At 38.1% G+C, this 13,244-nt stretch carries 7 protein-coding genes; all 7 read right to left on the reverse strand.

Annotation, left to right across the window (positions count from 1 at the left end):
• The coding region (locus KQI85_RS08925) for a glycoside hydrolase domain-containing protein (RefSeq protein WP_216575753.1) at positions 1 to 3,608 on the reverse strand (3,608 nt) is incomplete at its 3' end.
• A 369-nt stretch (positions 3,609 to 3,977) separates the two neighbouring features.
• A complete protein-coding gene (tkt, locus tag KQI85_RS08930) occupies positions 3,978 to 5,966 on the reverse strand; it encodes a transketolase (protein WP_216575754.1) in 1,989 nt (662 codons plus the stop codon).
• 89 nt (positions 5,967 to 6,055) lie between these two features.
• Entirely contained in the window at positions 6,056 to 6,712 is a 657-nt protein-coding gene (gene fsa / locus KQI85_RS08935) for a fructose-6-phosphate aldolase (RefSeq protein ID WP_216575755.1), read from the reverse strand.
• Positions 6,713 to 6,873: 161 nt separating this feature from the next.
• The gene (locus KQI85_RS08940; RefSeq protein ID WP_216575756.1) at positions 6,874 to 7,575 is read right to left on the reverse strand and encodes an L-ribulose-5-phosphate 4-epimerase; all 702 of its coding nucleotides are present in this window, start codon (positions 7,573 to 7,575) and stop codon (positions 6,874 to 6,876) included.
• A gap of 147 nt (positions 7,576 to 7,722) precedes the next feature.
• Positions 7,723 to 9,324 carry a xylulokinase gene (locus KQI85_RS08945; RefSeq protein WP_371820582.1) on the reverse strand — a complete coding sequence of 534 codons (1,602 nt, stop codon included), beginning with the start codon at positions 9,322 to 9,324 and terminating at the stop codon, positions 7,723 to 7,725.
• Between the two features lie 129 nt (positions 9,325 to 9,453).
• Positions 9,454 to 10,545: a GntR family transcriptional regulator gene (locus KQI85_RS08950; RefSeq protein WP_216575757.1), complete on the reverse strand. Its 1,092-nt coding sequence runs from the start codon at positions 10,543 to 10,545 to the stop codon at positions 9,454 to 9,456.
• Positions 10,546 to 10,716: 171 nt separating this feature from the next.
• Positions 10,717 to 12,924 (reverse strand): lipopolysaccharide assembly protein LapB, encoded by a 2,208-nt coding sequence (locus KQI85_RS08955; RefSeq protein ID WP_216575758.1) that lies wholly within the window; start codon positions 12,922 to 12,924, stop codon positions 10,717 to 10,719.
• Between the last annotated feature and the right edge of the window lie 320 nt (positions 12,925 to 13,244).

A 13,244-nucleotide genomic window follows, 5' to 3' on the forward strand; every position in this document is an offset into this window, starting at 1 on the left:
TCTGTGCTTTTTGTTATTCTTCCGCACAGATCGTATTCTGTATATGATGTGTGTGACTGTGCATCTGTCACTGATGTACAGTTGCCGTATGCATCATATGTATACTGTGTTGTTCTTCCAAGTGCATCTGTCTGGGCAAGAAGATCTCCTGCTGTACTGTATGTATATTCTGTTACTCCTCCGTCCGGATCTGTCTGTGATATCATTCTTCCGGCTTTGTCATAACTGTATGACGTTGTATGTCCGTCACTGTCTGTTACACTCTTTTTTCTTCCTGTACTGTCGTATGTATATCTTACTGTCTTTCCTTCAGGTCCTTTTTCACATGTTATGCTTCCTGTACTGTCATATTCGTATTCTGTTATGCCGCCTTCGCTGTCCTGCATCCTTATGACTCTTCCAGCCGGATCATATGTAATACTGCTCTTACTTCCGTCAGGATATGTTGTCTTTACAAGTCTGTCTTCCCTGTCATACTCATATGCTGTTACTGCACCGTTCCTGTCTTTTTTGGTCTTAAGGTTGCCGTTGCCGTCGTATGTATATGTGATACTGTTGCCTTCCGGATCTGTCTCTTTTGTTATCTCTCCACGACTGTTGTATTCATAGTATGATGTATATCCGAGAGCATCTGTCATGCTCTTTACTCTCTGTGACGGTGTGACTGTCTGCGCAACTGTGTTGCCGAGCGGATCTGTTGTCCCTGTAACACTTCCGGCTGCATCATATGTGGTTGTTATCACTGCTCCTTCCGGATCCTTAACTGTCTTAACCTGTCCGTTTTCGTAGGTATATTCTGTTACCCTGTCTCCGGTTACCGTCTCTGCGAGATATCCTTTTTCATTATAGACATACTCTGTTACTGTTCCTCTCTGGTCTGTTACTGTCTTTCTTCTTCCATAATCATCGTATGTATATCTTACTGTTCCTCCGTCAGGATATGTTATGCATGTAACATTGTCGCTGTCATCATATTCATATTTCGTTTCTGCTCCGTCTGATGCTGTCTGTGTCTTAAGAAGTCCATCTTCCGTATACTCTTTTATCACACTGTTTCCTGCCGCATCGGTTACAGCCGCAAGTCTTCCTTCACTGTCATATGTATATCTTACTGTATTTCCGTTCTGGTCTGTCTCTGAGAGAAGCTGTTTTAACGGACTGTACACATAGCTCTTTACTCCGCCTTCCCTGTCTGTAACAGTTACTGTGGTTGTTCCGTCACATGCACTGTCGTCATATTCAAAATATGTTACGCCTGACTGTGCATCTTCCTGTTTTATGATACGTCCAAGGCTGTCGTAGCTGTCCTTAAAATAGCATACTTCTTCTCCGTCTGTTCCAGATGTTATTCTCGTATATTCATCATATGTATAATGTGTTGTGTATCCGTCCGGTGTCGTTATTCCCGTAAGTGTTCCGTCACTTCCGTATGTGAGTACAGCTCTGTTGCCACATCCGTCTTCTGCCTGTGTGACAAGTCCTTCACTGTTGTGTGTGAGTGTTATCTTCTGCCCTGATGAACCGTCCTCTATCTGAGTTATGCCGTCTGCATATGTTATTATTACTTCAAGTCCTTCTGCATTCTTCTCTCTGATGAGCCTTCCATTGCTGTCATATATATACTGTGATGAACCTGTATCAAGAAGATATCCTCCTTCTTCTGTGGCTGTTATCTTCTCCCTGCTTCTTCCCTGAACTGCTGATATATATGTTCCGTCTTCCTGTTTCTCATATTCCGTATATGACGATGGTGTTCTGTATACTCTCAGTTTTCCGTCTTTTTCTTCTGTTCTGCTCTCATAATTCCATGAGAATCCTCTTCCGAATATTCCCTTTCCTGTTCCTGCGGAACTGTAGGAGAGAGTTATTCCAACATTCTGCGCTCCGTTTACACTTATAAGCTCATGTTCTATATCATGCGCTCCTGTGGCAAGGTTAACCGGATCTGCCCAGTAACTGTTTGTCTGTGGCTGTGACGGCTGATTTGACAGTTCTTCTGTTATTCGTGTGTCATCCATGCATGATACTGCTGCATCTCTTCCAGAATATGCCACTTTGTCTATACTTACTTTGCCACTGCCGCTTCCTATGGTTATGTCTGTTTTATACTGGTCGAATGTCCATGCTGCCGGCATAAGATATCCAAGGTTGCCGCTGTATCCCTTGGATGCATCACTTACAAAACAGTATTTCGCATATCCTTTCTGATATACCCTGTTGCACACATTTCGTGGTGCATATATTCCTACGCTGTAGCCTTCGTTAAGTGCCTTTACCCTGCTGCTTACCTGTTCAAAGTATGGAATTATGTTCTCTGTTACCTGATAGTCATATGCATCATAATCAACTGCAAAATATATTGTGCTTCCTGATGGTATTCCAAGATTCACAGCTGCTGTTACGGCACTTACTGCATCCTCATTGCCCTGCTCTGCCGTATAATACGCAGCCTCCCCTCCGTATGTCTGATATATAGGGAATATCTTAAGTCCACCGTCAAGTATTGTCTTTACTTCTTCTGTAGTCATCTTCTTATCAAGCTTGCCACTCTTTGAATTGGTAAGATATCTTCCTACATAACTGTATCCTGCGTCCTTAAGTGTCTTTACCTTGGCACTGTCAAGTCTTGTGCTTGTATCACATGCCTGCGCACTTCTTGTTGTATCACCACATGTTGTAAACAGTGACATTAATGTTCCCCTGTCCGCATCACCAGTCTCATTAAGACACATGAATCTCTGGAACTTTGCCACCTGACGCTTAACTTCTGCTGAATATACTCCGTCAAATGCACCCGGATTATATCCGTTGCAGTAGAGTGCATACTGTAGAAGTGTTACATAGTTACTCCTTGTATCGCCATATGTCAGCGACGGACATCTTGATATTGTTCCATTGCCAAAGTTACCATTGGCTGTCTGTGTGTCCATTCCCTCTTCCGCCTGAAGCGCATATATAAGTGCCTGGTTGGTTGATCTTCCATATACTCCGTCACATGGTTTTATGCCGAAGTAACTGTTATATTTTCTGTTTAATGCCTGCTGAATTGTTCTGACTGTTGGATCTCCCTGTGTCCTGTTTAACACAAGTCCATCCGTATTAAGAATTGCCTTAAAGAGCATCGGACTTACTGTTCCCGTTGCATCAAGTCCTGCATCCGACTGTACTCTTCTTACTGCTGCAGATGTCTGCGGTCCGAATGTTCCGTAATCGTCATATTCCCCATATCCCTTACAGAACAGTGCATGCTGCAGTATTATTATTATGTTTTTGTTATTACCTGGATTACTCATTGATATGGTCGGACACCTACTCATTGTTCCGTTGCCAAAATTACCTGTTGAACTGTTTCCAAATCCCAGTTCTATCTGCAGCGCCTGTGTAAGCGCTGTTACTACTTTATTACCCGTATGTCCATCTTCAGGTATTGTTTTGTAACAATATTTTCCTGAATAGGTTCTGTTAAGCCACTTCTGTGCCTCAAGTACTTTCTGATCCACTTTTCCTGCTGCACTTACCGTCTGTATTCCCCGTAACGGCATAGCACATGTAAGCATCATCACTACTGTAAATAAGAGTACTGATAATATTCTACATCTCTTTTTCATCTCTCTGTCCCCCATGTTTTTGATTTTTAAGATATTACCGTATTACCGTATTTTATAATACACCTTTATTACTAAAAAGTAAATCTACTTAAATAGAAACTTTTTTGTTTCCATTTAAGTAGATTCTTACCGTTCAAAATAATCGCATATATCTCCACCAATATAGTTTGCATACGAATTAACTGTAAAATCGTTGCCAAGGCTTAATTGCACTTGTTTATTTTTTGCAAAATCATTTGCTGTTTTTCAAATATTCTCATTTGAAAAAGATGATTTATTATCAAATATAGAGCATTTATTTATACTATCTAAAAAACGCAGGCACAAATTAAATTGTAACCTGCGTTTTTAGTATTATTTTTATCTATATTATAATATGGATTTTACTGTATTAGCTACATTCTCTGCTGTAAATCCGAATTTCTTAAATAATGTAGCTGCTGGTGCACTTGCTCCAAAGCCTTTCATTGTAACATATGCTCCATCAAGTCCTACATATCTGCCCCATCCAAAGTCTGAAAGTGCTTCTACTGCTACTCTCTTTCTTACTGCTGATGGTAATACTGATTCTTTATATTCTGCTGACTGTTCTTCAAATACATCCATTGATGGCATACTTACAACACTTACATCTACTCCTTCTTCTTTAAGAAGAGCTTTTGCTTCTATTGCAAGTGATACTTCTGAACCTGTAGCAATAATAATTGCATCTGGTGTCTCTTTAGCTGAATCAGCAATTACATAAGCACCTTTTAATGCTTCTCTTGATGAACCAGGAATCTGTGGAAGGTTCTGTCTTGTAAGTACTAAAGCTGTAGGTGTCTTCTTAGATGTTGCTGCATAATACCATGCTGCTGCTGTCTCTGTTGCATCACATGGTCTATATACTGTGAAGTTAGGCATTGAACGGAACTCAGCAAGCTGTTCAATTGGTTCGTGTGTAGGTCCGTCCTCACCAACACCAATACTATCATGTGTAAGTACAAATGTAAGAGGAAGTTCCATAAGTGATGAAAGTCTTGCCATTGGTTTTACATAATCACTGAATACAAAGAATGTTGATACGAATGCTCTTAATCCACCATGAAGCATAAGTCCGTTGCCAATAGCTGTCATAGCTGCTTCTCTTACACCAAAGTGTAGATTACGTCCTGCATAGTTTTCTTTTGAGAAGTCACCCATATCTGACATATATGTCTTAGTTGATGGTGCAAGATCCGCTGAACCACCAATTAAGTTAGGCATCTTTGTCTTAATTCTGTTGATCATCTTACCTGAAAGACTTCTTGTTGCTTCTGCTTTATCTTCATAAGCCCAGAAATCTTCTGTATCGAGTACTTTTTCACCAAGATTTTCATCATGGTATGTATCCCATAATTCTTTCATCTCAGGGAACTTAGCACAATATTCTTCAAACATTGCATTCCATGCATCATTAACTTTTGCATTCTCTTTTGCAATATTTCTATAGTTATCATATACTTCTTCTGGAACATAGAATGGTTCCTGTGATGGCCAGTTAAGGTTCTCTTTAAGTGCTTTTACATTATCAACACCAAGTGGTTCACCATGTGCACTTGCTTTTCCTTCTTTTGCAGGACAGCCATAACCTATCTTAGTCTTTACTGTAATCATTGTAGGACGTGTTGTATCAGCTTTAGCTTCTTCGATTGCTTTACCGATTTCTTCTAAGTTATTACCATCTTCTACTACTAATGTCTGGAAACCAAATGCTTCAAAACGTTTCTTAACGTCTTCTGTGAATGCTATATCTGTGCTTCCTTCGATTGATATTTTATTAGAATCATATAATACGATTAATTTACCAAGTCCAAGTGTACCTGCAAGTGAGAATGCTTCTGATGAGATACCTTCCATCATACATCCGTCACCACCAAGTACATATGTATAGTGATCTACTACAGGATATCCTTCTTTGTTAAATACTGCTGCAAGGTGTCTCTCTGCCATAGCCATACCTACTGCCATAGCCATACCCTGTCCTAAAGGTCCTGTTGTTGCTTCAATACCAACTGTATGACCATATTCAGGATGTCCGGGTGTAAGTGATCCGTCCTGACGGAACTGTGCCAAATCTTCTACTGATAAGTTACCATATCCAAATAAATGAAGTAATGAATATAGTAGTGTTGAACCGTGTCCACCTGATAAGATAAATCTGTCTCTGTCTGCCCATTCTGGTGACTGTGGGTTGTGTTTCATATGTTTTGCCCAAAGTTCATACGCCATGGCTGCAGAGCCAAGTGGAAGTCCTGGATGTCCTGAGTTAGCTTTCTGTACTGCATCTGCTGCAAGAACACGAATAGCATTAACTGACATAGTATCGATATTATTCATTCTATTTTCCTCCTAAACCGCAAAGGTTACAATTTTACCGAATTTAAGTCTATCACATATCAACAGCTTTCTTCAATAGTTTAAATCAATTATTCTCCAAAAACAGCTTTATAATCTGCCTGGAACTTTGCAATACCCTGATCTGTAAGTGGATGGTGTGTCATCTGTTCTATAACTTTGTATGGAACTGTTGCTATGTCTGCTCCTGCTAATGCACAGTCTGTTACATGAATTGGATTACGAACACTTGCTGCTATAATCTGTGTCTCAATTCCATGAATACTGAATATCTCTGCAATATCTCTGATAAGATCAATACCCGGCTGTGATATATCATCAAGTCTTCCAAGGAATGGTGATACATATGTTGCTCCTGCTCTTGCTGCTAGTAATGCCTGATTAGCTGAGAAGATTAATGTTACGTTTGTCTTGATTCCTTCTGCTGAGAGAACTTTTACTGCTTTAAGACCTTCTACTGTCATAGGAATCTTAACTACCATGTTCTTATGAAGTTTTGCAATCTCTCGTCCTTCTTTTATCATTCCTTCGGCGTCAACTGTTGTAGCTTTAACTTCGCCACTAATTGGTCCGTCTACAATTGAAGCTATCTCTTTTAATACTTCTTCCTGACTTCTTCCGCCCTCTTTTGCTATAAGTGATGGGTTAGTTGTTACCCCACAGATTACTCCCATCTCATTAGCTTTTTTAATGTCCTCAATTTTTGCTGTGTCTACGAAAAATCTCATTATCCTTTTCCTCCTAAAAATATGCTGTTAGTTATGCTATTAATTAGTTTACTAGCTAAACTATATCACTATACGACCCCAATGTTCATATAGTTTATATTTAAAAATCATTTTTTGTATGATTTTTTTACATTTTAATGTCTGGTTATGTATTCTAATAATTAATGATCCTCCGAACCCTGTCCATAGTATGCATTCGCACCATGTTTTCTAAAATAGTGTTTATCCAGAAGATACTGTGGAACTCGCTTTACTCTTGGATTAAGTGTCATTGTCTTATATGCCATCTCTGCTACTTTATCAAGCACTACTGCATTATATACAGAACCTTTTGGACTTCTTCCCCATGCAAATGGTCCATGATTCTTAACTACAATTCCAGGAATTGCCATAGGATCTGCATCACCTATTGTCTCAACAATTACATTACCTGTATTAAGTTCGTAGGCTTCTTCAATCTCTTCTTTTGTGAGATCTCTTGTACATGGAATATCTCCATAGAAGTAATCTGCATGTGTAGTTCCAAATGCCGGTATATCAAGTCCTGCCTGTGCAAATGTTACTGCCCATGTTGAATGTGTATGCACAACACCACCAATGTCTTTATATGTCTTATATAATACAAGATGTGTTGCTGTGTCTGATGATGGCTTATACTTGCCTTCAACGACATTACCTTCCATATCTACGACTACCATATCTTCTGGTGTCATCTTGTCATAATCAACACCACTTGGTTTTATTACAACAAGTCCTTTTTCTCTGTCTATTCCGCTTACATTACCCCATGTATAGATAACCATTCCTTTTTCTACAAGTTCCATATTAGCTTCATAGACTTCTTTTTTTAATGCTTCTAACATCTACTTTTACCTCCCAATTAGCATTATTCTAATAATTGCAGATTTGCCTATGCTCTAGCCATCTTATGAACTACCCATCACCTAAAGGCAGTGGGTTTTACGCTCTAGCTTATAAAAAGATTAAACCTCATAATATGAGGCTGCAGTTTACAGGCTCTTAACTGCTGCTCTCTCTATCTCAAGTCCTTTTTTATATCTCTCTATAAATTTATCAAATCCTGCTACATCTTCCTTATCAGGTTCTACTGTTACTTCTTTTTGACCTGCAAATACTCTATTATTAAGGAAATCATCAAGTGTCTCATTCTCTTCTCTGTTAATCATATAAGAAGCAAGAAGTGCCATTCCCCATGCACCGCCTTCACCGGCTGTCTCCATTACTGATACCGGAACGTCTATCGCTGCTGCCATAATCTTCTGTCCGACAACCGGTGTCTTAAACAGTCCACCATGTCCTAATATCTTGTCAAGTGTTACATGTTCTTCCTTAAATAGAATATCAAGTCCGACTTTTAATGCACCAAGTGCTGTATATAGATTAACTCTTATGAAGTTAGCAAGATTGAATGTACTGTCTGGTGTTCTCACAAACAGTGGTCTTCCTTCTTCAAATCCTGTTATATGTTCACCTGAAAAATAGTTATATGCAAGTAATCCGCCGCAGTCTTTGTCTGCTTCTAACGCTTTACGATATAATGTTCCGAACAATTCATTCATATCAACTTTCATTCCAAAGCTCTCTGCAAATTCTTTAAAAATATTAACCCATGCATTAAGATCTGATGTACAGTTGTTACAGTGAACCATAGCTACAAGATTACCTGTTGGTGTTGTTACAAGATCTATCTCGTCATATACTTTTGTAAGTTCTTTTTCAAGAACTGCCATAGCAAATACACTTGTACCTGCTGATACATTACCTGTTCGCTTTGCAACTGAATTAGTTGCTGTCATTCCTGTGCCTGCGTCACCTTCAGGTGGACACATAGGAATTCCTGCTCTAAGATTGCCACTCTCATCTAAGAGTTTTGCACCTTCTTCTGTAAGTACACCTGCCTTATCTCCTGCAAGAAGTACTTTTGGAAGAATGTCTCTAAGTTTCCATGTGAAATGTCTGTCGCTTATTCTCTCATCAAACTGACTAATCATTGCATTATTAAAATCTTTTGTATTAATGTCTATAGGGAACATTCCTGATGCTTCTCCTACACCAAGAACTTTCTCACCTGACAATTTATAATGTATGAATCCTGCAAGTGTTGTGATAAATCTTATATCTCCTACATGTGTCTCATTATTAAGCACTGCCTGATAGAGATGTGCAATACTCCATCTCTGTGGAATATGATAATTAAATAACTTTGTAAGTTCTTCTGATGCCTGTTCTGTTATTGTATTTCTCCATGTTCTAAATGGTACAAGAAGTTCATCATTCTCATTAAATGCCATATATCCATGCATCATAGCTGAAAATCCTATTGCTCCTATTGTCGTAAGCGTTATTCCATATTTCTTCTCTACATCTTCTCTAAGTTCCGAATAACAATGTCTTAGACCTGTATATATATCATCAAGGCTATATGTCCAGATACCGTTCTCATAACGGTTCTCCCAATCATGTGCGCCCTGTGCCACAGGTTCATTAGTATCTGTTACAAGCACTGCTTTAATTCTTGTTGAGCCGAATTCAATACCAAGTGCTGTACGTCCGTCATTAATCGCTTCTTTGATAATCTCTTTGTTCCCCACAATATGCCTCCATTTTACACTTCTACTTTATAGTTTTGCTAAAATATATCTGTTCAGATACTATCTCGTTGCTGCTCTGACTATATATTGTCACATATAATATTCCATCTGCTATATATAGTATCTGTCTCAGTCTCTCTTTTTACATGATTCTCCTATGACAAGAACAGGTTCTATCACCCTTTTTACCCTGCTGTCCTTATCAGAGATCCCTTTTATCTTCTCAATTAACAGCTCTGCTGCCATCTCTCCTAACTTCTCCTTCGGGTGTTCTATAGTGGTTATCTCCATCCTGCTTACCGCCGACAGATTATCATATCCTGTCACCGATACATCCTCAGGAACGTGTATATCTCTTACTGCAAGCGAATCTATTATCTCTGCTGCAATCATATCGTTGTAGCACACAATCGCATCAAATGAACGTCCTGCATCTATCATAGAATTAACTGCTTCTGCCGGTTTAATATTGCGATCCTCTGTATGAAACCATATAACATTATCAGGATTGTAGTCTATTCCTGCCTCACCAAGTGCCTGCACATAACCCTTATGTCTTGCAAGTCCCTGCGTATCATCTGCCTTGAATATTCCAAGAATATTCCTGTGTCCAAGCGATATAAGATATTCTGTCACAAGGCTTGCGCCCTTAACGTCATCCATAACAACCGACGGATGTCCCTCTCTTCCAAGATATGTTCCCTGTATAAAAATATAAGGAATTCCAAGTTCATCCATCTCCTCATACTGTTTGTCATTAAGACAGCACAGTGCGCTCTTGCTGGGTTCTATTATCGCTCCATCAACATTCTTCTCAATAATATCCTTAAGACATCTGCCTTCTCCTGACCTGCTGTTCCCGGTATTCTTAAGCATAATGCTGTAACCATTAGCTGTTAGCACTCTGTCAATTCCCTGTATAATTCTTGGAAATATGTAGTCGGATATATATGTTGTGACAACTGCTATGTTCTTAGACGATACCTTCTCTTTTCTTCTGTCTGCAACAAATGTACCTTTGCCATGTTCCGCTACTACATATCCCTCATTCTCAAGTATTCCAATAGCTTTTCTTATTGTATGTCTGCTTATTCCATATTTTTCTGAAAGCTGATTTTCTGATGGAAGTTTCTCTTTAGGCTTTAAGATTCCTTTATCTATCTGTTCTTTTATAGCTTCCATTACTATATAATACTTGGCTTTTCCATTATCTGTCTTCATACTGATAATCCTCCTTCCCTAGTACAATTTCTAGATATTTATGAAACTCATAATCTTCCTTCTCCTGATTCTTTTCTAAAAATATCTCCTAAAAGCATTATACACTTGTACATATGTATGCACAAGTGTATAATTGAAATTTTTTTATATTTTTTTAAACTTTTTTATATTTTACTTAAAGTCACTCTCTGTTAACATTATAACGCCTTTTCCGTTAAGTGCTCTTGGAAGTCTTTTTCTAACTTTATTGACACCTTTTTTATCAGAGTTTGCAATAGCTTTATCGATTATATTCTCAACTGAACTTTCATCAATTCCGCCAGCTTTTGAATGCATCGTATCAATTATCAGATAGAGCTGTAAAAGTGCCTTATCGTTAATTCCATAACCTTTTTGATGTGCAAAGCTCTTAGCCATCGTTACCATATCATTAACGGAATATTCCATAAGTTCAATTCGTCCACCAAAATAATCCTGTATAAGCGGATTTCTTCTAAGTAGTATATCTATTCTCTCTGCAGAATCTTCAAGTATTACAAATGGTGGATTATCAAGTTCTGTCATAACTTGTGTAAGTTCATCAATTCTTCCCATATTCGCACTTCCGGCTGATTCTATTATAAGAATTGTTCCTGATAACTTATCCTTTACTTTCACTATACCTTTTTTATTAAGTGCATCACCATTAATTCTTGCTATCTTTCTCGTCATTGAACCATCTGATTCAAATATACTCTTAACAAGTGCAAGAACCAGTTCCTGTCTGTTAACCGAGCCATTACCGGCTATGATTATGTTCATATGTGATAAGCCTTTTCCTGATGCTATCGCCTCATCTATCTGTTTTAGAAGATTAATTATCTGCACTGATAATTCTTCATTATCCATGAATTCTCTAAGATTATCATATCTTCTCTCTTTGAATACTTCCCCTTCTTCGAATCCATTAAGGCTTCTCTCCTCTTGCTCATTCACAAAAGCAAATTCTCCTGCTTCTTTATGAATAATTCCTATGAATTCTTTATCATCATCTGATTGTTCGATGTTCTCGTCTATATCCTGTGATTCATCTTCATCCTGAGTATTCTTAGCTCTTAACTCTTCCATCTTATTGCGCTGTTGCTCTATGGCATATCTTCTAATCTCTTCAGGGTCCGGAAGTCTTATTGTAGTTGACTTGATAAGAGGCTCTTTTATCTCCTTAGGCTCATCAACTTTAACATCTACATTATCTCTATCAGCTTCTGCTTCAGGCTGTAGATTATATTCTTCCTCCTGTATGCCAGCCTGTACATTCTCTGATATATTGTCTATATCATATTCACCTGCTGTCTGAGAACCACTTATATCCTGTGTATTATTCTCTTGTGTCATTACAGTTTCTGGTATATCATGCATATTATTCGATTGTGTATCATATATATTGCTCTCTTGTGATGATGCACTTTCTGGCATATCTTTGGCAATATTCTCTTGTAATATCACACTTTCTGCCATATTCTTAGCATTATTCTCTTGTAATGTCACACTTTCCGGCATATTCTTAGCAATATTCTCTTGTAATATCACACTTTCTGGCATATCCTTAGCATTATTCTCTTGTGTAACTTCTGCCTGTCTATCTGATATATCACTTATCTGTCTCTTTGCTTCAACTTCTTCTCTCTTATCATCTTTAATCTCTGTCTCATCAAAGTCAAAGAAACTATTCGCATCTTCATCGTATATATCTTCATCATAAAGAGTATCTGGTGCACTCTCTATTGTTAATTGCAATGTATCATACGCATCCTGCTGACGTGGTGTAAGTGTTGCATGTGCTTTTTTCATCTCAAGTGCTGCATCTACAAATACGCCCTCTCCAAACCACATAAACAACTCATCACATTCTTTTATACACTTATCAATCTGACCTGTCTTCTCATACAGTTCGCATAATTCATACATTATCTTCTCATCAAGGTCTTCTGCAAGATACTTCTCAAGAATATCTATAAGTTCTGTATAAGGTGCATCTTTTGCATATTTTATTGTATACAAGAGCATATATCTCTCTATATCTTTTGGCCAGTTCTCAACATATTCATTATACAGATCCATAGCTTCATCAAAATCACCTGTCTTGACATACAGCTCTACCATCTTGTATACATTGCTCTTACCGCCCATGTTTTTATTATAGCCAAGAATTCTAAGGTCTCTTGCTTCTTCATACTTGCCTGCTGCCTCATAACATTCTGCTGCCATCTTAAGAACCTGCCACTGCTTAACTTTTCTCCACTCAATAGTATCTGCTATTTTGGCACATGTCTCATAATCTTTTCTGTCTCTTAACTTTTTAATCTGCTCAAGTTTAATATTAAATTCGTATTTATCCATTATAACCACCTGTCTTTTTAAGTCTGTTTTGTTATTATATCTGCACAGCATCTATTACTATACCAAGCCACACAATAACCCCCTCATGCTGCCAATGCCTGCAAAGCTCTTATAAGTTCATATATATAACCTTTAATTGCAAACTTCTTATAAGCTATCCTAAAAACTTCTAAACAATTGCAACTTTCAAATCAGCAATAAAACAGCTTTGCAAGTCTGACATATTTCAAGCAAGGGTCCTTGTAATCGTCGGCACTTAGTTCGCTATACATCAAAGATGTAAAGCGGACTTAGTACCGCTACGTTTACAACGAAGCGAG

The organism is Falcatimonas sp. MSJ-15, from assembly GCF_018918265.1.
Classification (GTDB): Bacteria; Bacillota; Clostridia; order Lachnospirales; family Lachnospiraceae; genus Falcatimonas.

Coding starts and splice junctions, on each gene's coding strand:
- tkt (WP_216575754.1), bottom strand. CDS start 5,966: ATGAATAATATCGATACTATGTCAGTTAATGCTATTCGTGTTCTTGCA.
- fsa (WP_216575755.1), bottom strand. CDS start 6,712: ATGAGATTTTTCGTAGACACAGCAAAAATTGAGGACATTAAAAAAGCT.
- KQI85_RS08940 (WP_216575756.1), bottom strand. CDS start 7,575: ATGTTAGAAGCATTAAAAAAAGAAGTCTATGAAGCTAATATGGAACTT.
- KQI85_RS08950 (WP_216575757.1), bottom strand. CDS start 10,545: ATGAAGACAGATAATGGAAAAGCCAAGTATTATATAGTAATGGAAGCT.
- KQI85_RS08955 (WP_216575758.1), bottom strand. CDS start 12,924: ATGGATAAATACGAATTTAATATTAAACTTGAGCAGATTAAAAAGTTA.